Source organism: uncultured Friedmanniella sp., from assembly GCF_964244005.1.
Classification (GTDB): Bacteria; Actinomycetota; Actinomycetes; order Propionibacteriales; family Propionibacteriaceae; genus Microlunatus.
Map to the genome: position 1 here is coordinate 26,758 of NZ_CAXTHG010000032.1, position 22,624 is coordinate 49,381.

The window sequence follows — 22,624 nt, forward strand, 5'->3', positions numbered from 1 at the left end:
GCTGTGAAGGCTCAGTCGGCGGTCGCGGCCAGCAGGGACTCGCGCGCCGGCCAGCGAGCGTCGGCCGGGCGGAGCGAGGCCCAGCCGCGCGCCCGGGCGGCCTCAGCCGCGAGCACGCCGGAGACCAGGCTCGGGCTGTGCAACCGACCGGCCAGCACGGCCTCGACCAGGTCGGTCAGCGAGGCCCAGACGACGTCCATGTCGGCTTCCTCGCCCTCGCGGACGAACCCGTCGGCCACGGACGCTGACAGGTCCCGGGCCAGGTAGATCCGGATCGACTCACCGACGATGCCGGGAGTGGAGAACAGGTCGACCAGCACATGCCACGTCCCGGCGGCCAGGTCGACCTCCTCCGCCAGCTCTCGCTGGGCCCCGATCAGGTAGTCCTCGCCGGTGACGTCGAGCAACCCGGCGGGTGGCTCGACCAGCCGGTGCCGGACGGGGTGCCGGTACTGCCGGACCAGGGCGACCCGCTCGGCGTCGTCGAGTGCGATCACCGCGACCGCGCCCGGGTGGCGCAGGTACTCGCGCTTGATCGTGCTGCCGTCGGGTGCGGTGATGTCGTCCCGCAGGAAGTCGGCGATGACGCCGTGGCCGAGCACGGTGGTCCCCGTGACGGGCCAGCTGAGCGCGACGTCGGTCAGCTCGGCCGCAGCCAGCACCGTCACCGACGGTCCGCTCACGCGCGCTCTCCCACCGGCAGCCGGGTGGAGAGCTTGCGGTCCAGCGCCGCCTCGACGAGCCCCACGAACAGCGGGTGCGGCCGGGTCGGCCGCGACTTGAGCTCCGGGTGCGCCTGGGTCGCGACGAAGTAGGGGTGCACGTCGTCGGGCAGCTCGATGAACTCGACCAGCCGGGAGTCCGGCGAAGTGCCGCTGATCACCAGTCCCGCCTCCTCCAGCTGGTCGCGGTAGGAGTTGTTGACCTCGTAGCGGTGCCGGTGCCGTTCGGTCACCTCGGTCGTCCCGTAGCGCTTGGCCACGACCGAGCCGGCCGACAGCTCGGCCGGATAGGAGCCGAGCCGCATCGACCCGCCCAGGTCGCCGCCGCCGTTGACGATGGCCACCTGCTCGGCCATGGTGGCGATCACCGGGTGCGGGGTGCCGGGGCTGAACTCGCTCGAGTCGGCCCCCTCCAGCCCGGCCAGGTGCCGGGCCACCTCGATCACCATGCACTGCAGGCCGAGGCACAGCCCGAGGATCGGGACCTGGTGCTCGCGGGCGTAGCGGACCGCCCCGACCTTGCCCTCGACGCCGCGGATGCCGAAGCCGCCGGGGATGACGATGCCGTCCACGTCGTGCAGCAGCCGCGCCGCACCCTCGGCGGTCTCGCACTCATCCGACTGCACCCAGCGCACCTGCACCCGGGCCCGGTTGGCGAACCCGCCCGCCCGCAACGCCTCGCTGACGGAGAGGTAGGCGTCGGGCAGGTCGATGTACTTGCCGACCAGCGCGACCGTCACCTCCTCCTTGGGGTGGTGGACCCGTTCCAGCAGGTCGTTCCAGCGGGTCCAGTCGACGTCTCGGAAACGCAGGTCGAGCCGGCGCACCACGTACGCGTCGAGGCCCTCGCGGTGCAGCACCTTGGGGATGTCGTAGATGCTCGGCGCGTCGACGCAGGCCACCACGGCCTGCTCGTCCACGTCGCACATCAGCGAGATCTTGCGCTTGACCGACTCGGGGATCTCGCGGTCGGAGCGGCAGACCACCGCGTCGGGCTGGATACCGACCTGGCGCAGCGCGGCGACCGAGTGCTGGGTCGGCTTGGTCTTGAGCTCACCGCTCGGGCCGATGTAGGGCACCAGTGAGACGTGCAGGAAAAAGACGTTCTCGCGGCCGACGTCGTGCCGGACCTGACGCGCCGCCTCCAGGAAGGGCAGCGACTCGATGTCGCCGACGGTGCCGCCGATCTCGTGGATCACCACGTCGATGTGGACGCCCTGGGCATCAGTCCCGCCCATGGCGAGCATGGACTCCTTGATCTCGTTGGTGATGTGCGGGATGACCTGGACGGTGTCCCCCAAGTAGTCCCCGCGCCGTTCCTTGGCGATCACCGAGGAGTAGACCTTTCCGGTGGTGACGTTGGCCTCGGCTGAGAGGTTGACGTTGAGGAAGCGCTCGTAGTGGCCGACGTCGAGGTCGGTCTCAGCGCCGTCCTCGGTGACGAAGACCTCGCCGTGCTGGAACGGGTTCATGGTGCCCGGGTCCACGTTCAGGTACGGGTCGAGCTTTTGCATCGACACCTGGAGGCCACGCGCTACGAGGAGCGAGCCGAGGCTGGATGCCGTCAGTCCCTTGCCCAGGGACGAGGCGACCCCGCCGGTGACGAACAGGTGCTTGGTGTACTTCTCGCGGGCTCCCACGGGCCTCCAGCCTACGTCGGACGGCGCCCCGGGTCGAATGACCCGCCGCGGGGTCAGCCAGCAGCAGCGTCGGTGACCAGGGCAGCGTACGTCGCCGCGAGGTTCGCAGCCACCCGGTCCTCGTCCGGCCAGTCGGCGGCCTGCCGGCGCCCTGCGGCGCGCAGGTCATCCAGCCGTACGGGGTCGTCCAACGTCGCCGCGATCGCCGCCGCGGCCCCGGCCACGTCGTCGGGCGCGAACAGCACGGCCGCGTCGCCGACCAGCTCACCGATGCCGCCGACCCGGGTGCTGAACAACGGCAGGCCGGCGAGCAACGCCTCCTGCGCGACCAACGCCCGCGCCTCCCAGGTGGAGGTGAGCAGGAAGCCGTCGGCTGCGCCGAGCAGCGACGCCACGTCGTCGGTGCGGCCCAGCAGCCGGACCGGCAGCTGCTCGGCGGCGATCCGGGTGGCCAGCTCGGCGTGCAGCGGTCCGTCGCCGGCGATGGCGAGCTGCAGCCGGGGCCGCGTCCGCAGCGCCGCGGCCAGGTCGAGGACCATGCCCAGGTTCTTCTGCGGGGCGAGCCGGCCGACGGTGACCAGCAGCTCGTCGCTGTCGGCGAGCCCGAGCGAGGCCCGGTACGCCGCCCGGGGCACCGCGGCCGGCGGCAGCGTCGGCGCGGCGACCAGCCCGAGCTCGGCCCGACGGGCGCCGTACGCCCGGGCCTGGTCGACCAGGTCGCTGCTGGCGCCCAGCGTCAGGGTGGCGCCGCGGGCCACGAGCCGCTGCAGCGTCCGGCCGACGGCCGCGTGTCGGCCGGTGCCCAAGATGGCGTTGTGCCAGGTGACCACCAGCGGCACCCGGGCGAGCCGCGCCCAGGGCAGCGCCCGGGCAGCCGCCTGGTAGCCGTGGGCGTGCATGACGTCGACGCCGCCCAGCCGGGACAGCCGGCTGAACGGCTCGACGCCGAATCCGTTCCCTGAGCCTTTCGATGGGCCGAAGTCGTGGGCGGCCGCGGTCGCCGCCGGGCAGTAGACCGTCACGTCATGACCGAGGGCGACCAGTCGCGGCGCCAGGCCGGCCACGTGCCGGCCGATCCCGCCGGTGCTGGCGCCCAGCACCTCAGCGATCCGCATGCGCGACCTCCGCCCCGGCCGTCGAGCGCAGCCGGCGGAGCTGGCCCAGCAACGGCCGGTCGACCACGGCCAGGACGCCGACGTAGATCCCGGTGGCGCCGACCGCCACGGCGATCCCGCCGAGCAGGGCGACGACCAGCGAGGCGTCCGCCAGCCGGCCGGCAGGCCACCAGAGCAGCGCGACCGCGATCACGGCGGCCAGTCCCCCGGTGAGCAGCGACCGGCCCAGCCCGAGCGGACCGGGCAGCCGGCGGCGCAGCCGCGACCAGCCGACGGCGGCGCCCACCGCCATCCCGAACGAGACGGCGGCCGCCACCCCCGTCACCAGCCCGGTCGTGGGCAGCAGCAGCCGCAGCACGGCGACGGCGAGGATCACCGTCGCCCAGCCCGTCCCGGTGGTGAGGCCCGAGTCGCGGGCGAGGTGCTGGGCCAGCAGGGTGCGCGAGGCGAGACCGAGGAGGGCGAAGCCGACCACCGCCGGCGCGAACGCGGCGATCGGCGCGGCCAGGGCGGCCGTCCGGCCCGACCCTGGTCCGAGGACGAAGACGCGGGCCACCGGAACGGCCGTCGCGGCCAGCAGCGCGGCGCCCAGCCAGGCCAGACCGACCACCGGGGCGACCGTGGCGGCCAGCACCCGCGACACGGCGGCGCTGCCCTGCTCGCCCTCGGCCGCGGCCGCGAGCCGAGGGAAGGCGAGCTGGAGCAGCGGGGCGACCAGCACCGCGTACGGCAGCAGGTAGAGCGCGTTCGCCCAGGTGAAGCGGGTCAGCGCGCCCGGGTCGCCGCTGCGCTGGGTGGCCCAGCTGATCAGCAGCACGCTCAGCTGCTGCAGCACCAGGCCGACGATGCCGGCCAGCGCGATCCGGCCGATCACCGACCGGTCCCCGGCGGCGAAGCGCCAGCGCGGCCGGACCCGCACCCCCAGCCGGGCCAGCGGCACCAGCGTGCAGCCGGCCAGGACGAGCACCCCGAGCGTGGTGCCCCAGCCGAGCACCGCGGTCGCCCGGGACGTGAGGGCGGCCAGGTCGTCCCGGGAAGCGCTGGGCGCCAACGCCGCGTACCCGAGGTAGGTGGCCACCACGACGACGCTGGAGAGCAGCGGCGCCAGCGCCGCGGCGAGGAACCGGGCGTGCGCCTGCAGCACGCCGGCGCTGACCACGGCCAGGCCGTAGAGCCAGACCTGCGGCGCGAACGCGACCAGCAGCGCGGCGACGGTGTCGGCGCTGCCCGCGCAGGCGTCGCTGGCGTACAGCCGCCCGTACCAGGGCGCCGCGAACAGCGCCACGAGGGCGGCGGGGGTGAGCACGACCAGGGTCCAGGTCAGCAGCGCCGATACGGTCTGCGCCGTGGACTCCCGCCGTCCCGCGGCGACGTGCCGGGCGACGACGGGGACGACGACCCCCGCCAGCACACCGCCGGCGACGATCTCGAACAAGATGTTGGGCAGCGCGTTCGCCGCGTTGTACGCGTCGCCGAGGCAGGTGTCGCCGACGGTCTTGGAGAAGACGACCGAACGCCCGAACCCGACGACCCGGGCCGCGAGGGTCAGGCTGGCCAGGCTCAGGATCACCGACCCCGATCGACCGCTCATCTCAGGGGAACGGCGGGTCGGCCGAGGGCGTCGAGCCGGCGCAGCCACGGCGTCCGCTCGATCACGGCGGTGAAGCTGACCCGCTCGCTGGCCCCGTTCAGGGCGACCACCGCCGCGAGTGCCACCAGCCGGGCCGACCGCGGCAGCACCGCAGCGGCGGCGGTGGCCAGGCCCGCGCCGAGAGCGTTCGCCCCGCAGTCCCCGAGCATCGACTGGCCCCCCAGGTCCGCCGGCAGTGAGCCGCCGACGGCACCGAGCAGCGGTCCGAGGGCGGGAGCTGCCGGTCGCGCTCCGCCCAGGGCGAGCCCCAGCAGGCCGACGACCTTCGCCGCCCGACCCGGCCGCAGGTCGAGCAGGTTGACCAGGTTGGCCGTCCCGGCGACCAGCGCGGTGTCCACGGCAACGTCGACGAGCCCCCGCCGCTGCTGCTGGTGCGGCGAGCCGACCGCGAGCAGACCGGCCACAGCTGCACCCGTCAGGCCGACGCCGACGATCTTGACCATGCCGGTGGTGAGCCGGCCGTCGCGGAGCGCCCGCAGGTGGCCACGGAAGCCGCGGGCCTCGCCCGAGCCGTAGAGGTCGTCGTACGCCCCGACCAGTCCGGAGCCGACCACCGCCACGGCGACCGCCGCGGTCTCGGGCCGAGGCCGGTCGACGGCGACGACCAGACCGACGAGCACCGCCGCGACCGCGGCCGGGCCCTCGAGCAGCGTGACCGGCGCCCCCGCGTGGTTGGTCCGAGCCCAGCGGGACGTCGGTGACGTCGTCCGGACCCCCCACCACGACACCCCGGCCGCGGTGAGCGCGGCGGCGGTCCCGCCGACCAGAGCCCGCCCCGTCACCGTAGGACTCACCGCACCGGCAGGGTGGGTAACGGCGCGTCGGCTTTGGCGAGGGCGCCGTAGTGGCCGTGCTGGCCGAGGAGCTGCTGCTGGCCGGCGAGGACGGTGGTGGTGACGCCGCTGGGCAGGTCCGCGACGTCCACGGTGCTCAGCCTGCCGGCGGCCCCCGAGTCCGACCGCACCGCGAGCACGTCCGTGCCGTTGATGTTCTCGCTGTCGGGTCCCGCGACGACCACCCCGCTGGCGTGGACGAGCAACGCGACATCGGTCTGCACGTGGGCCTGCAGGACGTCGGGCGACAGCTGCGGGTTGGGCGCCGGCGCGGTGACCACGATGATCAGCTCCGCTCGCCGGCTGGAGTCGTCGCTGAACGTGGCGAACCCGGCCTTCTGCAACGCCTCCCCTGCGGCGACCGCGTTCTGGTCGCGCTCCTGGGGTGCCTTGGCCCCGATCGACCAGCCGAGCACCCGACCGAAGCGGGTCGCCGCCGTCATCGAGTCCTCCAGACCGGCCTCGTTCTGGTAAGGCTCCACCACCGCGTCGAGGCCCTCGGCCTTGGCCGCGTCGAAGGCGTCGTCGTCGACCTTGACCGAGCGCACCACGGTGCCGCCGGCGTCGCCCACGGCCTCGCTGATGTTCGTCACCACCGCGCTGGGCGCGTCCGGCATCACCACGACGGCGACGCCGAAGCCGCCGAGTGCGCCCGCAGTCACCTGGGGGCCGACCCGCGTGGCGTACGCGTCCCGGTACTTGGCGAGCGCGTTGGCCTGGTCGAGCTCAGCGCGGAGCTCGACAACCTTGAGGCGGTCCTGCTCCGCCTGCGCGTTGAGCTGAACATTGAGCCCCTCCTTCACCGACGGGCCCAGAGAGACACCGGCCACGATCCCGACCGCGAGGGCCAGGAAGACCGCCATCAACGAGACGATGTGGTAACGGAAGTTGATCACGTGAACAGTTCCTTGATCCAGTAGAACAAGTCGCCGATCCGCGCGGCGAAGACGCTGCCCACGGCCGAACCGATGTCGGTAAAGAGCAGCGATGACAGCAGGGCGAGCATTCCGGCGAGCACCAGAAGTATCAGGTGCCAGCCCTTGATCTCACTGCGGTAGATCCGCGACACGCCCTTGGCGTCGACGAGCTTGGGCCCCACCCGCAGCCGGGTGAGGAAGGTGGACGCCATTCCCGAGCGACCTTTGTCCAAGAACTCCACCAGCGACGCGTGAGTTCCCACCGCCACCAGCAGCCGGGCGCCCTTGGTGTCGGCCAGCAACATGGCCGCGTCCTCGCTGGTACCGAGCGCCGGGAACACCACCGTCGGCACGCCGAGCTGCGCGACCCGCTCGACGCCGGGAGCGCGGCCGTCACGGTAGGCGTGCACGATGATCTCGGCGCCACAGCGCAGCGCCGCGTCCGAGCAGGAGTCCATGTCGCCGATGATCATGTCCGGCTTGTACCCCGCCTCGAGCAGCGCGTCCGCGCCGCCGTCGACGCCCATCAGCAGCGGCTTGTACTCCGAGATGTAGGGCCGCAGGGCGTCGAGGTCGCTGCGGTAGTCATAGCCCCGGACCACGATCAGCACGTGCCGACCCTCGATCACCGTACGGATCTCGGGGACGCCGATGCCCTCAAGCAGGAGCTCCTTCTCCTCGCGGAGGTAGCGCATCGTGTTCTCGGTGAAGTCCTCGATCTGGGCCGAGAGACCTTCCCGGGCTACTCGCAGCTGCTCCTCGAGCAGGTCCGTGGTGACCAGCGTGCCCTCGGCGACCACGGCACCGTCGGGGTCGAGCAGCAGACCGGAGTCCAGGGTCAGCCGGTCCCCCTCCTTGACCGCGGTGAAGATGTCCTCTCCCACGTCGTCGACCAGCGCGATGCCCGCCTCGAGCAGGATGCCGGGACCCAGGTTGGGATAGCGGCCCGACACCGACGGCACGGCGTTGACCACCGCGCTGACGCCCGCGGCCACCAGCGCCTCGGCGCTGACCCGGTCGAGGTCGGAGTGGTGGATGACTGCGATCTCGCCCGGCCGGAGCCGCTTGGTGAGGTTCTTCGTCCGCCGGTCCAGCCGCGCGACGCCACCCACCTCGGGCGCGCTGCGTCGTCGCAGCAGGCTGGGCAGTTTCATGGCAGCGTCAGTCTCCCATGCGACGTAGGCCTCGCACCCGCTCGACCGACGGCGCGCCTGCGAGCGTCGGGTAGGTCAGGCCTTGGCCCTGCCTGGACGACCGAGCCAGCAGGACACGCCCCGGGCAGCGTGAGCCGCGCACGGAGTCGTCCTGCGAGCGAGCGAGGAAGACAGGCTCATGAGGGGCTGACCGGGCGCGAGCGGGAAGAAACAGCAAGCTCGACCAGCTCACCGGCGTGGGCGAGGGCGGAGTCGGTGGTCTCCAGCCCGGCCATCATCCGGGCGAGCTCGGCGGCCCGCTGCTCCTCGGCCACCCGCACCACCCCGCTGGTGGTGACCTGGCCGTCGTCGGACTTGACCACGACGTAGTGCCGGTCGGCGAAGGCGGCGACCTGGGCCAGGTGCGTCACCACCACGACCTGGCTGTGCCGGGCGAGTGCGGCCAGCCGGCGACCGATCTCGACGGCGACCCGACCACCGACCCCGGCATCCACCTCGTCGAAGACGAGCGTGTGCTGACCGGCGTCGGCCGCGAGCACCACCTCGAGCGCGAGCCGGACGCGGGACAGCTCCCCGCCGGACGCGATCTTGGCGAGGCTGCGCGGCTCGCTGCCGGGGTTGGCGCTGAAGAGCAGGTCGACCCGGTCAGCGCCGTACGGTCCGAGGTCGGTGCTGGTGAGCTGGAAGATCAGCCGCGCGTGCGGCATGGCCAGCGCGGCCAGCTCGGCGAGCACGTCGGCGCTGAGCCGCTCCGCCGCGGCGGCCCGGGCGGTCGAGAGCCGGCCGGCGAGCTCGGCGAGCTCGGCGTCCAGGGCGCCGACCCGGGCCTCGAGCTCGACGATCCGGTCGTCGGAGGACTCGAGCGTCAGCAGCCGGGTCACGGCCTCCGCGGACCAGGCGAGCACCTCGTCGACGCTCGCGCCGTACGTGCGGGTCAGCCCCGCCAACGCGGACCGCCGGCCCGCGATCCACTCGAGCCGGCCCGGCTCGGCGTCGAGCCGGTCGAGGTAGCGCGCCAGGTCGGCGGCCACGTCGCCGAGGGTGTAGCTGACCTCGGCGAGCCGCCGGCCGAGGTCGGCGGCTTCGGGGTCGGACTCGGTCTCGAGCGCCTTGCGGGCCAGCACGACGCCGGTCAGGGCGCCGCCGGCTTCGTCCTCGGCGCCGGCGATCGCGGCGATGGCGGTCGACGCGGCGAGCCGGAGGTCGTCGGCAGACCGCAGTCGGTCGGCCTCGGCCGCGAGGGCGAGGTCCTCCCCCGGCTCCGGAGCGACGCGCTCGATCTCGGTCAGGCCAAAGGTCAGCAGGTTGATCTCGCGAGCGCGCGCGAGGCCCTCCGCGCGCAGCCGGGCCAGCTCGCCGGCCGTGGTCCGCCGCTCGGCGTAGCGGCTGCGGTAGCGCTCGAGGGTCTCCGCGAGCTCGGGGCCCGCCGACCGGTCGAGGATCTCGCGCTGCCGCTCGGCACCGGCGAGCCGGACCTGCTCGGACTGGCCGTGGATGGTGATCAGCTCCGACGTGAGCTCGCCGCAGACCGCGAGCGGCACTTGGGCCCCGCCCAGGTACGCACGGGAGCGACCGGCCGCAGTCAGGTGCCGGGCGACGAGCAGCTCGCCCTCCTCGACGGCACCACCGGCCTCGCTCACCCGTTCAGCCAGCGCCTCGTCGGCAACGAGGAACGACCCCTCCACCCGCGCCCGTTCGGCGCCGCTGCGGACCGACCGCGGATCGGCTCGCTCGCCCAGCAGCAGCCCGATCCCGGTGACGATCATGGTCTTGCCGGCGCCGGTCTCGCCGGTGACGACGGTGAACCCCGGGTCGAGCGCGAGCGTCGCCTCGTTGATCACGCCGAGGTCGGTGATCCGCAGCTCGTCGATCATCGGCCGGTCCTGATGATCATGGTCGGAGAATGATCATGGTCGGGAAGATGATCATGAGGACGTCCAGGCCCGCCGGGGCTCCAGCACCGAGGCGTGGTCGCTCTCGGCGGCCCCACGCCAGCCCTCCACCCGCAGCCCGAACTTGTTCACCAGCCGGTCGGTGAACGGCGCCTCGGACATCCGGGCGAGGCGTAGCCGGTGCTCGCCCTGGCGTACCTCGATCTCCATCCCGCTGCGCAGCTCGGCCGAGCGACGGCCGTCGCACCAGACCACGCCGTGGGTCGGCGACGCCTCGATCAGCTCGATGATCACCGTCGAGTCCGGACCGAGGACCAGTGGTCGGGCGAACAGCGCGTGGGCGCTCAGCGGCACCATCAGCAGCGCGTCGACGCTTGGCCAGATGACCGGACCGCCGGCCGAGAACGCGTACGCGGTGGACCCGGTCGGTGTGGCGACCAGCACTCCGTCGCAGGCCCAGCGGGACAGTGGACGTCCGTCGACCTCGACCACGACCTCGAGCATCCGCTCCCGGGCCGCCTTCTCGATCGAGACCTCGTTGATCGCGTACGAGGACCACACGACCTCACCGCTGGAGCACTCCCGCAGCGTGACCTGGACGGTGAAGCGCTCCTCGACGGTGTAGGAGCTGTCAACGATGGCGGTCACGATGCTGTCGATCTCGGACGACTCCGCCTCGGCGAGGAAACCGACGTGACCGAGGTTGACCCCGAGCAGCGGGAGGTCGGTGGCGAAGACCCACTCCGCACCGCGCAGGATCGTGCCGTCGCCACCGAGCACCACCATCAGCTCGATGCCGTCGGCGCGGGAGACGGGCTTGGTCAGTCTGGTCACCGCGGGGGCGAGCCGGGGGTCGAGCAGCTCCAGGTCGTCGGCCGGCAGCGCGGACACGATCCCCGCTCGGTGCAGTCCCTCGATCAGCCGGGTCGCGGCGTCGATCGCGGCCGGTCGGCCCATGTGGGTGAGCACCGCGATCCGTCGCGCCGGGTCCCCGGGCGCCTGCGCGGGGGGGACTTCGGGGGCCTCGGTCACCTGGCACAGCATAGGCGGCAGGTTCAGCCCGTCAGGGACGCCGCGACCACCGCGGCGGCGACGTCTAGAGGTACGGGTGCGGGCGGCGTCCGCAGCAGCAGGAAGAACTCGCGGTTGCCGGCGGGGCCGGGCAACCTGCTCGGGCAGACGGCCCACGCGTGCCAGCCGGACGCCGCCGCCGCGACGGCCACTGCGCGGACGGCTTCGGCGTGCTGGTCGGCGGCGCGGACCACACCGCCACGTCCCAGCCGTTCGCGGCCGACCTCGAACTGGGGCTTGACCATCAGCAGCATGGACCCGGCGGGGTCGGTCACCGCGGCCAGCGGGCCCACCACCAGGGTGAGGGAGATGAACGAGACGTCGGCCACGGTGAGGTCGACCCGGGCGCCCAGGTGGTCGAGCCGGAGGTCGCGCAGGTTGGTCCGCTCGTGCACCACCACCCGCGGGTCGGCGCGCAGTCCCGGGGCAAGCTGGTCGGTGCCGACGTCGACGGCGTGCACCGGGTCGCAGCCCCGTTCCAGCAGCACCTGGGTGAAACCGCCGGTGGAGGAGCCGGCGTCCAGCGCCCGGCCGGCGACGCGCAGCTCGAGGTCGTCCAGCGCCCCGATCAGCTTGTGCGCGGCCCGCGAGACGTACGGGTCGAGGGGTGCGGTGACGTGCGCGGACGCCGCGATCGTCTCGGCCGGCCGGCGCACCTCCGCACCGTCCACCCGGACGACACCGTCGCGGATCAACGCCTGCGCCTGGGCCCGCGAACGCGCGAGACCGCGCTCCACGAGCAGCCGGTCCAACCGCAGCAGCCGGTCCGGCTCCGGACCGGTCAGCGGCCGGGGGCGTCGGGGTGCAGCACGTCATGCAGCACCTCGTGCGCCTGGACCAGCCGGTCGTGGTGCTCGGCCAGCGGGACACCCTCCAGGTCACTGATCGCGGCCAGCGCGTCGGCCAGCCGGGGGTCGTCGACGGCCGGCGGCGGCTCCGGGGTCGAGGCGCTCACGCGCCTGCGTCCGTGGTCGGGGCGGGCACGACGGTCACGGCGTCGCTGGTCTCGGCGGCGTCGACCTTCTTGGCCGCACTCCGTTTGGCGGCCGCCTTCTTCGCCGGCGGGACCGTGGCCGGCGTGGCCGGCGCGGCCGCTCCGGTCGCCGACTTCCGTGGCGTCCCGGTCGCTTTCCGCGAGGCGGCGCGGGAGGCCGCCGCCTGCGCCTTCGCCAGCTGTGTCCGCAGCTCGGCGATCTCCTCCCGCACCTCGTCCAGGTCGTCGGACCGGACGAAGCCGAAGCGGTTCGCCGCCTTGGTCATCTCGGTGGTCAGCAGCGTCTCGATCAGCTCCCGGTTGGCCTGCCGGGCGGCCGCAGCCTCCTCCGCGAGCCGGCTGGCGCGATCACTCGCCTCGGCCGCGGCCTCCTCCAGCCCGGCCTGGGCGATGATGCTCCGCGCCACCGCCTCGGCCCGGGCCCGCGCCGCCTTGTTTACCGCATTCGCCAGGCCCAGATAGCTCTGGACCGCATCGAGAACCATCGTGCTCCTTCATCGCCGCCGGTCAGGCCCTCACGTGGCCGTCTCGTCCACGCTAACCCCTCACCGGAACATGTCGACCGAGCCCGGTGTTGCCGCCCAGAGAGCAACGCCGCCGAAGTCCCCATCGTGACCTGGCGGCACGACCCGCGAGGAGACCAGATGACCAGCACGACCACCGAACCTCAGACCGCAGCCACGAGCGGCCGCGACCAGGCCGACCTGTGGTTCGACCCGCTCTGCCCCTTCTGCTGGATCACTTCGCGATGGATCCTCGAGGTCGAGACGGTGCGTGACATCGACGTGCACTTCCACGTGATGAGCCTGGCTGTGCTGAACGAGGGTCTAGACATCCCCGAGGCCTACCGGGAGGCCCTCGCACAGGCCTGGGGCCCGGTACGGGTCGCGATCGCCGCCGCCCAGCTCAAGGGCGAGGAGGTGCTCGCTCCGCTCTACACCGCGATGGGTACCCGGATCCACAACCAGGGCATCAAGGACTTCTCGGTCGTCATCGCCGAGTCGCTCGCCGAGCTGGGCCTGCCGGCCGAGCTGGCCGACGCCGCCAGCAGCACCGACTACGACGAGGCGCTGCGGGTCAGCCACCACGCCGGTATGGACAAGGTGGGCAAGGGTGTCGGCACCCCCACGATCCACGTCAACGGCACCGCCTTCTTCGGGCCAGTGATCACCCGGATCCCGCGCGGCGAGGAAGCCGGACTCCTGTGGGACGCCAGCGTCACGCTCGCGAGCTTCCCGTACTTCTTCGAGCTGAAGCGCGAACGCACCGACTCACTCCACTTCGACTGAGCTCAGCCGGCCAGACTGACCTGGTCGCGCAAGAACGCAGCCAGGTCGGCGATCTCCGCGGCCGACACGTTGTGCCCCAGCCCGGCGTAGACCTGCCGGGTGAGCGTCGTGTGCTTGGCCAGCCACGAGTCGGTCATGGTGACCAGGGGCAAGGGAATGAGCGGGTCGGCGTCGCCCCGACCGCTGAAGACGGGCGGCCGACGCTCGGCCAGCGCGGCGTCGCCGGCCACGGCCGTGGGGACGGCAAAGCCGGAGAGCACGACGCCGTAGTCGAACTGGTCGGGCGCGACCCGCATGCACTGCAGCGCGATCGAGGAGCCCTGGGAAAAGCCGAGGATGCCGACCGAGGGGTGGTCCTGCACCCGGACCCAGTCGAGCACCGCCCGCGCCGAGGAGTCGATCTGGTTCAGCCCCAGGCTCGCGTTCAGGGGATACCAGCCGTAGCCGCTGCCGACCGGGATCGGTCCGCGGATCGCGGCCAGCACCAGCTCCGAAGGCAGCTGGTCGTGCAGCTCGGTACCCATCCGCTCGTCCATCCCGTGCCCGTGCAGCAGCACCAGCAGGGGTCGACCGGCCCGTTCGCTCTCGGGGACCGACCACAGCACCTGCTCCGGGGCGACCGGCCGTCTCGTGTCTTCCATCCCCTCACCATGACAGCCGAACGACCGAATCCTGGTACTGGATACGGTGAGCGGGTCGGAGCGCGTCCGCCCGGACGGCCCGACGTCGGCGTGACGTCCCGGCCCCCGCCGGTGAGAAAGCGAGGGTCAGATGACCAGCTCGATCAAGGCCTTCCTGCTGTTGGGGGCCAGCGGCGACCTCTCGGGTCGGCTGCTGCTGCCCGCCCTGGGACAGCTGCTCGACGCCGAACCGGAGCGTCGATCGGTGCGGCTGGTCGGGGCGGGCAGCGAGGACTGGGACGCCGACACCTGGAAGCAGCGGGTCCGCACCGCTTTCGAGTCGGCCTCGGTCTCGACCGAGACGCTGGATGCGGTGCTGGCCGACACCCGCTACCTGCGGACCGACGTGTCCGACGCCGGCCAGCTGAGGACGCTGCTCGAGGCGACCCCGGCCCCGGCGGCGCTGTACTTCGCGCTGCCCCCGGCGGTGACCGTCCTCGCCTGCACCGCGCTGACGGAGGTCGAGCTGCCCGAGGGCACGGTGCTCGCGCTGGAGAAGCCGTTCGGCACCGACCAGCAGAGCGCGACCGACCTCAACCACCTGCTCACCCAGCTCGTGCCCGAGGGCCAGGTGCACCGGGTCGACCACTTCCTCGGCCGCTCGACCGTCCTCAACCTGCTGGGCGTCCGGTTCGCGAACCGGCTGTTCGAGCCGATCTGGAACTCCACGCACATCGAGCGGGTCGACGTCGTCTTCGACGAGCAGCTCACGCTGGAGAACCGGGCGCGCTACTACGACTCTGCGGGCGCGCTGATGGACATGATCCAGAGCCACCTGCTGCAGGTGCTGGCCGTCGCCACCATGGACCCGCCGGCCGCCGTGAACGAGATCGACCTGCGCGACGCGATGGCGTCGGTGCTGCGCGCCACCCGGCTCTGGGACGACGACCCGGTGACCGCCGGCCGGCGGGCCCGTTACACCGCCGGCACGGTGGAGGAACGGCTGGTGCCCGACTACACCGCCGAGCCCGGCGTCGACCCGGACCGCGGTACCGAGACCCTCGCCGAGCTGACCGTCGGCATCGACAACGCGCGCTGGGCGGGCGTCCCGTTCCGGCTACGCTCGGGCAAGGCCCTGGGCGAGCGCCGCAAAGAGGTGATCATCAGCTTTCGTCAGCCGGTGCACCTGCCCACCGGGCTGCGGGGCCAGCCCGCCTCGGACCAGCTGCGGCTGCGGATGGGACCCGACCAGATCTCGTTCGACATGAACGTGAACGGACCGGCCGACCCGCTCGTCCTCGACCGGGTGCGGCTCGAGGCCGACCTCGGCGCCGGTCGGCTGCCCGCTTACGGCGAGGTACTGGCCGGGGTGCTCGACGGCGACCCGCTGCTGTCGGTCCGCGGCGACACCGCCGAGCAGTGCTGGCGGATCGTCGACCCGGTGCTGCAGGCCTGGCGGGCCGGCCGGACCCCGCTCGAGACCTACGCCGCTGGCTCGGACGGGCCGGAGGGCTGGGCGCTCTGACGGCGGCCGCTGACGGCACGAGGGGAGCGGTCGGGACCTCGTACGGGACGCCGCCGGTACCGGACTGCCAGCTCTGTGCCCCACGGCGCCGCCCGGCCCCCGGACGGCGAGAACCGCCTCAGAGGTCGATCTTCTTGTTCTCGGAGCCGTCGTAGGTCTCACCGGTCGCCTTGGCCTTGACGAAGCTCAGGATCGAGGCGACCCGACCGCCGGGGGTGTCCCAGTACTCGGCGCTGTGCGCGTTGACCTTGATCAGCACGACGTTGGGGTCCTCGGGACCCTGGGGCAGCCAGGCCTCGACCCAGCTGTTCCACAGCGCCTTGGCGCGGGCCACGTCTTCGACGACCTCCGCCTCGCCGTCGATGGAGATCCAGGTGTCGCTCGAGCTCAGGGTGATCCCGACGTGGGGCCGCTGGGCGATGTGGCCGACGACGTGGCTGTCGCGCTCGGCGAAGAACCACAGGTCGCTGTCCGCCTCGACCTCCTGCTGCGCCATCGGTCGGCTGACGTAGTGGCCCAGGTCGTCCGTGGTGGTGAACATCGCGATCTTGATGTCCCGCGCCAGCTCGGCCAGCTTGGCGGCGCCCTCAGTGTCGTTGCTCATGCTTTCGTCCTCTCCTCGTCCGCCGACGTAGGTTCGCGCGGCGGGTGTCCTTGGTCGAGCCTTGCACGCGGGCCCTCAGCCGAGCACGTGGCCCACGCCGGTCAGTCCGAGACGCCGAGCGCAGCCCGGATATCGGCCGCCCGCTGCTGTTCGCGGGCCAGCAGCAGGCCGTACGTGAAGCCGTTGTGGCCGGCACGTCCACCGGCGGCGGCGCCGGCCCGGCGGAGGAAGGCGGCGGAGACCGCGCTGTCCTGGTGCTCCCCGAGCCGGGTCTGCAGATCCTTGGCCATCTCGACCACCGCCGCGGCGTTCGGCCACACCGGTTCGGCCAGCTCGGCGGCGTACCGCGCCCGCTTGGCCGCCTTCCGGGCCCGGTGCAGGCGCTCGTCGAAGTCCGGGCCAGGACGCAGCGCACGCTTCAGCCGACGTCGCATGGTGGCCCGAGCCGAGTCGACGAGGGTCCGGACCTGCTTCGCCGGCGCCGCCGCGCCCTCGAGGAAGGCCGGCTCGGTCTGCCACCGGGCCACGGCCGCCAAGAGCTCGACGTGACGCGGCGTCCCCATCTCGGTCCGGGCGGTCCGCATGAACTGGGCGGCTTCGCCACTGAGCATCGCGTCCAGGTCAGCGGCGACCGGGCCGAGCACCAGCTCGGGTTCGAGCTCGGCCACCTGCTGCTGCAGCCGGATCAACAAGACCTCGCGGTCGCGGACCTCGCCGAGCAGGCCGGCGAACCAGCTCAGCTCGACGTCGAGCCGCTGGCTCGGCTCGGCGTCCAGCAGCCCGGCGAAGACCCGGAGCGTGCTGCGCAGCCGTCGGATCGCGACCCGGGTGCGGTGCACCTGCGGCTCGCCCAGCCGGAGCGCCAGGTCACCGGCAAAGATCTCGACGCACTGGGCCCGGATGTAGCGGGTGACCACGTCCGCCACCGTGGTGATCTCGGGCGGTTCCGCCTCAGCGGCCCGCGGCGCCGTGCCGAGGGCTCGGGACAGCTTCGACCCGTACGCCGAGGGTACGGCCCCGGCGTCGGCCAGCCGGCTCCCGATGGCCGCGAGCAGGTCCTCGTCGCCGGCCGGTCCGAGCTCCACCTCCACCTCACGCCAGTGGTCGAGCCGCGCCGAGGTCCCGTACGTGGTGCTGCTCACCCGGTCGTCGGCGACCTCGGCCCGCAGCACGCCGTCGGCGTCCACCAGCCGGCTGACGGTGCGATCGGTCCTCAGCTCGGCGATCGGCACCAGGGGCCGGCCGCGGGTCAGTCCCTGCACGACGTCGGCAAGGGCCACCGGCACCGTACGCGTGCGGGACCGGCTGGCCACCTCGGTACGGGCACGACCGGCCGGCAGCTTGAGCTGCCAGCCGGCGTCAGGGCCGCCGGTCCGGCGGCGCAAGGTGAGACGGGCTCGACGCAGGTCGCCGTCGTCGGTGTCGTGGTACAGGCTGGCGAGCCGGAAGGAGCCGGTGCCGACCGGGGCCCCGGCGGCCGCAAGGTCGTCGAGACCGGGCAGCACGAAGTCCTCGGTGACCTCGAACTTGTCCTCGCGCTCTCGGTGCTGGGTCAGCATCGACTCCCTCTTCTGCTGCTCATGGCTTGGACAGGGCGTCGATGGCGTCGACCTCGTCGGCGGTCAGGGGGACGAGCACCGAAGCGGCGTTGGCGGCGATCCGGGCCGGCTCCGCCGACTTGGGGATGACCACGAAACCGTGCGCGAGGTGCCAGGCGATGACCACCTGGGCCGGGCTGGCGTCGTGCCGAGCCGCGATCCGGACGAGCTGGGGATCGGCCAGGTTGCTCGCCTTCAGCGGGCTGTACCCCTCCAGCACGACGCCGCGCTCGCCGTGCCCGGCGACCATGTCGGCGTCGTAGAGCAGCGGCCCCCACCGGATCTGGTTGACCTCCGGCGTCTCACCTGTCGCCTGGGTCAGCTCGTCGATCTGCTCGAGGGAGTAGTTGCTGACCCCGACCGCGCGAGCCAGGCCGTCGGCGCGAGCCCGGAGCAGCTCCTCCCACACCTCGGGCGACGCCTGACCGTTCGGCGGCCAGTGGATCAGCCACAGGTCCACGTAGCCGCGACCCAGCTTGGCCAGGCTCTCCTCCAGCGTCCGGCGTTCCCGGCCGGCGTGGTCGGGGGGCAGCTTGGTGGTGACGAAGACGTCCGCGGCGACCGATCCGGCGGCGGTCAGGGCACGACCGATACCGGCCTCGTTCCCGTAACCGGTGGCGGTGTCCAGATGGCGATAGCCGGCCTCCAGGGCCACGTCGACGGTCGCGGCGACCTCGTCGTCGCTGATCGGCCACGTGCCCAGACCGAGCAGCGGCATCGCGTGGCGGCCGAGCGCGACCGCGGGCAGAGCGTAGGCGACGTCGGTCATGTCTGCCACCGTATCCGGCGGCCCCGTTCCCGAAACGGCCTGCCGGTCCCGGGTCGGGAACACTGGGACGGTGCCGGTCCCCTCGAAGCCCTGTCAGTCGTGCGGGCGCCGCATCACCTGGCGGAAGAAGTGGGAACGCGACTGGGACGAGGTCCGCTACTGCAGCGCGGGCTGCCGGGCCCGCGGCGTCTCCGCGACCGACCGCCGGATCGAGGACGAGATCCGTCGGCTGCTCATGACCCGGGGTGACGTGACCGATGTCGCTGTGGCGGCGGCGCTGCCGGCGCTCGGTCTGGCCGACGTACGGGAGCCCGTCCGCCGCGCCGCCCGTCGGCTGGAGGCGGCGGGTGAGGTCGAGCTCGTGCAGCGCGGGCGGGTGGTCGACCCGTCCACAGCCACCGGCGCGGTCACGATCCGTCGCCGACGGACCTGAACCGCGCGAGCACGGTGAGGGCCTCGGCCACCTCGAGCGGCTCCCCCCGGTCGGCCGCAGCCCAGCACAGCTGAGCGGTCGCCCACAGCGCCGCGAGCGGGTCCTCGGAGCTGCCGTGGAGCTGTAGCTGTCCCCGTTCGGCGCGGGCGGTGACGCCGTCGACGACCCAGTCGTCGCCGTCGGATCGCGCCACCCGGGCCGGCCGCAGCAGGGCGGTGAGGTCGTCCCCGAGGTGGGTCGGCCGCGACTCGGGGGAGGCCGCGAGCAGGTCCGCCGGACCGTGGGACCCGCTGAGGACGAGCAGGCTGTCCAGCCCGGCGTTCACCGCGCCGGCGATGTCGGTGTCCAACCGGTCACCGACGAAGATGGGGTGCGTCGCCCCCAGGCGGGCGATGGTGTCGTCGAGCAGCGGCCGGTACGGCTTGCCCGCCACCTCCGGGGTGACCGAGACCGCGAAGCGGACGGCCGCGACCGCCGCGCCGTTGCCGGGCACCAGGCCACGGTCGGTGGGCCGGGTCGGGTCGTCGTTGGTGGCCACCCAGTAGGCGCCCCGGTTGATCGCGATGGCGGCCTCGTTCAGCTCCTGCCAGGCGAGGGCGAGGCCAAAGCCCTGGATCACCGCCACCGGGTCGTCGTCGGCGGAGCGGACGGCCTGCAGGCCCGACTCCGCCAGCGCGTCCAGCACCCCTTCACCGCCGACCGTGAGGATGCGGGCCCCCGGTCCGAAGCGGGCCACCAGCAGGTGGGCCGCCGCTTGAGCGGACGTGACCACGTCGGACTTACCAGCCTCGATGCCGAGCTCGACGAGGTGCTCGGCGACGGCCCGCGGTGAGCGGGCAGCGTTGTTGGTGACGAAACCGAGGGTGCAGCCGCGGCGGCGCAGCTCCGCGATCCCGTCGACGGCGCCCACCACCGCGACCGGGCCGAGGTAGACCACCCCGTCGAGGTCGAAGAGCGCCGCGTCGTAGCCGTCGACGAGCGCGGCGTCCCCGCTCACGAGTCGTCCTCGGACTCGTCCTCGTCGAAATCGATCAGCAAGCCGTCGAGCTCGTCGACACGCTGGCCGGCGTCGAGCTCGCCCTCGGTGTCCAGGGAGGCTGCCGCGGCGAACCAGCGACGAGCCTCGGTCTCGGCGCCGCCCTGCAGCAGGGCCTCGGCGTAGGCGTACCGCAGGCGCGCGACCGGCAGCCGGACCGGCGAGGACGGCTTGGTGTCGGCGACCGCGCGCTGCAGCAGCCGTAGCGCCTCCGGATGCTGGTCGAGGTCGGCCCGGGCACCGGCCTCGACGATGGTCATCTCGATCCTCAGCCCGGGGTCGAGCTCGAGCCGGTCTGCTTCCCGGGCCAGCTTGAGGGCGTGGTGCGGGCGACCGAGAGCGCGCTCGCAGTCCGCCATCACCGGCAGGTAGTCGTGGGTCCCGGTCATCCGGCGCAGTGCCCGGAACTCACTCAGCGCGACGTCCCAGATCCCGGCGGCGTACGCGGTCTCGGCCGCCGCCTCGCGCACGATGGGCAGCCGGGCGGCTCGACGCCGCGCCGCCTCCGCGTGCGCATAGGCCTGCTCGGGATCGTCCTCGATCAGCTGGCCGGCCACCACCAGGTGGGAGGCGACGATCTCGGCGAGTTCCTGTGGCAGACCGCGCAGCTCAGCGCGCGCGGCTCGGTGCAGCACCCGGGTGTCGATCCCCTCGGGGATGGGCGGCTCGTTGGCCTTGCGTTCCAGGCCCGGCCGGGGCGGCTCCGGACGGCCACGACCCTCGCCCCCCCGGGGCCGGCGGTCCTCCCCCGAGCGGTCCGGACGGCGGTCAGCCCCTGACCGGTTCGGCGGCGGGCCGGAACGGCGGTCGCCGCCCGACCCACCCGAGCGCGGCGAGGGCTGAGGGTCACGACGGTCAGGGCGGTTCGGCTGGTCCACCGCTCAATCTTGCCGAGGTCGCCGCCCGCAAGCAAAGTGAGCGGCTCCGGCCGCGACGGCGGCGAAGGAGCAGAACGAGCTCTGGCCGAATCTTGCCCGAGATCACTGGGACGATCCGACGGCGGGCCGAGCAGCAGGGCCCGCTTGGTGGCCGCCTCCTCGGAGTCGGTGGTCATCAGCACGAGGCCGGCGGTCGCGCGGGAACGCCTGGCGCCGAACAGGGTCAGTGAACTCGGATTCGAGCACGACGATGCCGTGGAGGGGAGGTGGCCGGGACACCCGCTGCGGCCCGGCGGCAGCCCGTCCTCGACTATGGGCTGGCGGTCTCGACGGCCGACAGCGGCACGGCGACGGCCAACGGCCAGGACGGAGCAGCACGAGCATGAGCTTTGTGGCGGGGGTGGACTCCTCCACCCAGTCGGTGAAGGTCGTGGTGTGCGACGGCGAGACCGGCGCGGTGATGCGGTCCGCGCGGGCCGCCCACCCGAACGGCACCGAAGTCAGCGCTGACGCCTGGCTCGCCGCCTATGAGGAGGCCACCGCCGACCCGCAGTTGCTCGATGGGGTGTCGGCTTTGGCCGTCGGTGGCCAGCAGCACGGCATGGTCACCCTCGACGACACCGGTGAGCTGGTCCGAGACGCGTTGCTGTGGAACGACAACCGCTCAGCGCCGGACGCGCGGGACCTGATCGGCGAGCTGGGCGGCGCGGCCGCGTGGGCCGACGCCGTCGGCTCGGTCCCGGTCGCCTCCATGACGGTGAGCAAGCTGCGCTGGTTGGCCCGAGCCGAGCCGGAGCACGCCAAGCGGACGACCCGCGTCCTGCTGCCCCACGACTGGCTGTCCTGGCAGATCGGGGGGCGGCGCGGCGAGCCGACGACCGACCGCGGAGACGCGTCCGGTACCTGCTACTTCGACGCGACCGCGAACCGTTACCGCGACGACCTGGTGCGCCTGGCCATCGGCCACGACCTCACCCTGCCTCGGGTGGCGCAGCCGGACGAGCTGGTCGGCGAGACGCCGACCGGCATCGCCATCGCCCCCGGTACGGGGGACAACATGGCCGCCGCCCTCGGGCTCGGAGTGTCGGCGCGCGCGGCGGTCGTGTCCTTGGGCACGAGTGGGACGGCCTTCACGCGTACCGACGAGCAGACCCACGACCCGACGGGCACGGTCGCTGGGTTTGCGGACGCATCCGGATCCTTCCTGCCGCTGGTCTGCACCCTGAACGGGGCCCGCAACCTGGTGGCGACCGCCGAGCTGCTCGGGGTCAGCCTGGCCGAGCTCAGCGGGCTCGCGTTGAGTGCAGCACCCGGTGCCGGCGGCCTGGTCTTCCTGCCCTACCTCGAGGGCGAGCGCACGCCCCCGCTGCCGGACGCCCAAGGTGAGCTGGTGGGGATGACGCTGGCGAACATGACGGCCGCGAACGTCGCGCGCGCCACGATTGAAGGCGTCCTCTGGAGTCTGGCTTACGGCGTCCGCGTCCTACAGGAACAGACTAGGCCGATCGACGCCATCACCTTGACCGGTGGCGCCTCCCAGTCCGAAGCGGTCCGCCGCATTGCGCCGGCGGTCTTCGGCTTGCCCGTGGTGGTCACGGACAGCTTCGAGAGCGTCGCCGTGGGGGCAGCACGTCAGGCCGCCTGGGCGTCCAGCGGCACACTGCCCGAGTGGCCGGTTCCGGTCGTTAGTCAGCACGAACCGACGACGAAAGAACAACACGCGGCCGCGGCGACAGATGAGCGCTACCAAGCGGTCATGCACGCTCATTTTCCGACCACCAGCTGAGCAATGCTGCGAGACGTTTTTGGGCGTGAAAATACTTCAAGACCGGCCCCTGATGGGGTCGGCCTTGAAGTGTGTTGTCCGGCGACGTCCTAGTCTC

Annotated in this window: 22 protein-coding genes; 4 read left to right on the top strand and 18 right to left on the bottom strand. The window is 72.9% G+C overall.

The window, feature by feature from the left end; genetic code table 11:
- Positions 1-11 precede the first annotated feature (11 nt).
- The 12 genes from ACFE76_RS17265 to ACFE76_RS17320 all read right to left on the bottom strand — a co-directional run bounded on the left by ACFE76_RS17265 (position 12) and on the right by ACFE76_RS17320 (position 12,474).
- Positions 12-683: an NUDIX domain-containing protein gene (locus tag ACFE76_RS17265; RefSeq protein ID WP_375433014.1), complete on the bottom strand. Its 672-nt coding sequence runs from the start codon at positions 681-683 to the stop codon at positions 12-14.
- Positions 680-2,362, bottom strand: a complete 1,683-nt coding sequence (locus tag ACFE76_RS17270; protein ID WP_375433015.1) for a CTP synthase — start codon at positions 2,360-2,362, stop codon at positions 680-682. Before ACFE76_RS17270 ends, ACFE76_RS17265 begins: the two co-directional genes overlap by 4 nt.
- A gap of 53 nt (positions 2,363-2,415) precedes the next feature.
- Complete coding sequence (locus tag ACFE76_RS17275; protein ID WP_375433016.1) at positions 2,416-3,477, bottom strand: glycosyltransferase family 4 protein; 1,062 nt, start codon at positions 3,475-3,477, stop codon at positions 2,416-2,418.
- Positions 3,464-5,068, bottom strand: a complete 1,605-nt coding sequence (locus ACFE76_RS17280; protein WP_375433017.1) for a lipid II flippase MurJ — start codon at positions 5,066-5,068, stop codon at positions 3,464-3,466. Before ACFE76_RS17280 ends, ACFE76_RS17275 begins: the two co-directional genes overlap by 14 nt.
- On the bottom strand, positions 5,065-5,922 hold the full coding sequence (locus ACFE76_RS17285; RefSeq protein ID WP_375433018.1) for a hypothetical protein: 858 nt from the start codon (positions 5,920-5,922) through the stop codon (positions 5,065-5,067). Before ACFE76_RS17285 ends, ACFE76_RS17280 begins: the two co-directional genes overlap by 4 nt.
- The gene (locus ACFE76_RS17290; RefSeq protein WP_375433019.1) at positions 5,919-6,857 is read right to left on the bottom strand and encodes a copper transporter; all 939 of its coding nucleotides are present in this window, start codon (positions 6,855-6,857) and stop codon (positions 5,919-5,921) included. The genes ACFE76_RS17285 and ACFE76_RS17290 overlap by 4 nt, the downstream gene beginning before the upstream one ends.
- Positions 6,854-8,032, bottom strand: a complete 1,179-nt coding sequence (gene steA, locus ACFE76_RS17295) for a putative cytokinetic ring protein SteA (protein ID WP_375433020.1) — start codon at positions 8,030-8,032, stop codon at positions 6,854-6,856. Before steA ends, ACFE76_RS17290 begins: the two co-directional genes overlap by 4 nt.
- Positions 8,033-8,208: 176 nt before the next feature.
- Complete coding sequence (gene recN, locus ACFE76_RS17300) at positions 8,209-9,906, bottom strand: DNA repair protein RecN (RefSeq protein WP_375433021.1); 1,698 nt, start codon at positions 9,904-9,906, stop codon at positions 8,209-8,211.
- A gap of 51 nt (positions 9,907-9,957) precedes the next feature.
- A complete protein-coding gene (locus ACFE76_RS17305) occupies positions 9,958-10,956 on the bottom strand; it encodes an NAD kinase (protein ID WP_375433022.1) in 999 nt (332 codons plus the stop codon).
- Between the two features lie 23 nt (positions 10,957-10,979).
- Positions 10,980-11,753 carry a TlyA family RNA methyltransferase gene (locus ACFE76_RS17310; RefSeq protein ID WP_375433036.1) on the bottom strand — a complete coding sequence of 258 codons (774 nt, stop codon included), beginning with the start codon at positions 11,751-11,753 and terminating at the stop codon, positions 10,980-10,982.
- Positions 11,754-11,776: 23 nt separating this feature from the next.
- Entirely contained in the window at positions 11,777-11,950 is a 174-nt protein-coding gene (locus ACFE76_RS17315) for a hypothetical protein (protein ID WP_375433023.1), read from the bottom strand.
- Positions 11,947-12,474 (bottom strand): hypothetical protein, encoded by a 528-nt coding sequence (locus ACFE76_RS17320; protein WP_375433024.1) that lies wholly within the window; start codon positions 12,472-12,474, stop codon positions 11,947-11,949. Before ACFE76_RS17320 ends, ACFE76_RS17315 begins: the two co-directional genes overlap by 4 nt.
- A gap of 159 nt (positions 12,475-12,633) precedes the next feature.
- Between ACFE76_RS17320 and ACFE76_RS17325 the strand changes: the two genes are divergently transcribed.
- Positions 12,634-13,278: a DsbA family protein gene (locus ACFE76_RS17325; protein WP_375433025.1), complete on the top strand. Its 645-nt coding sequence runs from the start codon at positions 12,634-12,636 to the stop codon at positions 13,276-13,278.
- Positions 13,279-13,280: 2 nt separating this feature from the next.
- Here ACFE76_RS17325 and ACFE76_RS17330 read toward each other — a convergent pair whose 3' ends face one another.
- Positions 13,281-13,919, bottom strand: a complete 639-nt coding sequence (locus tag ACFE76_RS17330; RefSeq protein ID WP_375433026.1) for an alpha/beta hydrolase — start codon at positions 13,917-13,919, stop codon at positions 13,281-13,283.
- A 130-nt stretch (positions 13,920-14,049) separates the two neighbouring features.
- Between ACFE76_RS17330 and ACFE76_RS17335 the strand changes: the two genes are divergently transcribed.
- Positions 14,050-15,423: a glucose-6-phosphate dehydrogenase gene (locus ACFE76_RS17335; RefSeq protein ID WP_375433027.1), complete on the top strand. Its 1,374-nt coding sequence runs from the start codon at positions 14,050-14,052 to the stop codon at positions 15,421-15,423.
- A gap of 118 nt (positions 15,424-15,541) precedes the next feature.
- Here ACFE76_RS17335 and ACFE76_RS17340 read toward each other — a convergent pair whose 3' ends face one another.
- The 3 genes from ACFE76_RS17340 to ACFE76_RS17350 form a co-directional block, all read right to left on the bottom strand.
- On the bottom strand, positions 15,542-16,027 hold the full coding sequence (locus tag ACFE76_RS17340) for a pyridoxamine 5'-phosphate oxidase family protein (protein WP_375433028.1): 486 nt from the start codon (positions 16,025-16,027) through the stop codon (positions 15,542-15,544).
- Positions 16,028-16,128: 101 nt separating this feature from the next.
- Positions 16,129-17,586 (bottom strand): CHAD domain-containing protein, encoded by a 1,458-nt coding sequence (locus ACFE76_RS17345; RefSeq protein WP_375433029.1) that lies wholly within the window; start codon positions 17,584-17,586, stop codon positions 16,129-16,131.
- Between the two features lie 19 nt (positions 17,587-17,605).
- A complete protein-coding gene (locus ACFE76_RS17350; RefSeq protein WP_375433030.1) occupies positions 17,606-18,394 on the bottom strand; it encodes an aldo/keto reductase in 789 nt (262 codons plus the stop codon).
- A gap of 70 nt (positions 18,395-18,464) precedes the next feature.
- On the opposite strand from ACFE76_RS17350, the gene ACFE76_RS17355 reads away from it, so the two are divergent.
- Complete coding sequence (locus ACFE76_RS17355) at positions 18,465-18,827, top strand: DUF2256 domain-containing protein (RefSeq protein WP_375433031.1); 363 nt, start codon at positions 18,465-18,467, stop codon at positions 18,825-18,827.
- Here the strand turns inward: ACFE76_RS17355 and ACFE76_RS17360 are convergent.
- Both ACFE76_RS17360 and ACFE76_RS17365 read right to left on the bottom strand, forming a co-directional pair.
- Entirely contained in the window at positions 18,802-19,824 is a 1,023-nt protein-coding gene (locus ACFE76_RS17360) for an HAD-IIA family hydrolase (RefSeq protein ID WP_375433032.1), read from the bottom strand. The two genes, ACFE76_RS17355 and ACFE76_RS17360, sit on opposite strands and share 26 nt — an antisense overlap.
- Positions 19,821-20,741 (bottom strand): hypothetical protein, encoded by a 921-nt coding sequence (locus ACFE76_RS17365; RefSeq protein ID WP_375433033.1) that lies wholly within the window; start codon positions 20,739-20,741, stop codon positions 19,821-19,823. Before ACFE76_RS17365 ends, ACFE76_RS17360 begins: the two co-directional genes overlap by 4 nt.
- Before the next feature lie 382 nt (positions 20,742-21,123).
- On the opposite strand from ACFE76_RS17365, the gene xylB reads away from it, so the two are divergent.
- The gene (gene xylB, locus ACFE76_RS17370) at positions 21,124-22,527 is read left to right on the top strand and encodes a xylulokinase (RefSeq protein ID WP_375433034.1); all 1,404 of its coding nucleotides are present in this window, start codon (positions 21,124-21,126) and stop codon (positions 22,525-22,527) included.
- Positions 22,528-22,624: the final 97 nt, after the last annotated feature.

Coding starts and splice junctions, on each gene's coding strand:
- ACFE76_RS17335 (WP_375433027.1), top strand. CDS start 14,050: ATGACCAGCTCGATCAAGGCCTTCCTGCTGTTGGGGGCCAGCGGCGAC.
- ACFE76_RS17345 (WP_375433029.1), bottom strand. CDS start 17,586: ATGCTGACCCAGCACCGAGAGCGCGAGGACAAGTTCGAGGTCACCGAG.
- ACFE76_RS17340 (WP_375433028.1), bottom strand. CDS start 16,027: ATGAGCAACGACACTGAGGGCGCCGCCAAGCTGGCCGAGCTGGCGCGG.
- recN (WP_375433021.1), bottom strand. CDS start 9,906: ATGATCGACGAGCTGCGGATCACCGACCTCGGCGTGATCAACGAGGCG.
- ACFE76_RS17280 (WP_375433017.1), bottom strand. CDS start 5,068: ATGAGCGGTCGATCGGGGTCGGTGATCCTGAGCCTGGCCAGCCTGACC.
- ACFE76_RS17275 (WP_375433016.1), bottom strand. CDS start 3,477: ATGCGGATCGCTGAGGTGCTGGGCGCCAGCACCGGCGGGATCGGCCGG.
- ACFE76_RS17320 (WP_375433024.1), bottom strand. CDS start 12,474: ATGGTTCTCGATGCGGTCCAGAGCTATCTGGGCCTGGCGAATGCGGTA.
- xylB (WP_375433034.1), top strand. CDS start 21,124: ATGAGCTTTGTGGCGGGGGTGGACTCCTCCACCCAGTCGGTGAAGGTC.
- ACFE76_RS17350 (WP_375433030.1), bottom strand. CDS start 18,394: ATGACCGACGTCGCCTACGCTCTGCCCGCGGTCGCGCTCGGCCGCCAC.
- ACFE76_RS17325 (WP_375433025.1), top strand. CDS start 12,634: ATGACCAGCACGACCACCGAACCTCAGACCGCAGCCACGAGCGGCCGC.
- ACFE76_RS17330 (WP_375433026.1), bottom strand. CDS start 13,919: ATGGAAGACACGAGACGGCCGGTCGCCCCGGAGCAGGTGCTGTGGTCG.
- steA (WP_375433020.1), bottom strand. CDS start 8,032: ATGAAACTGCCCAGCCTGCTGCGACGACGCAGCGCGCCCGAGGTGGGT.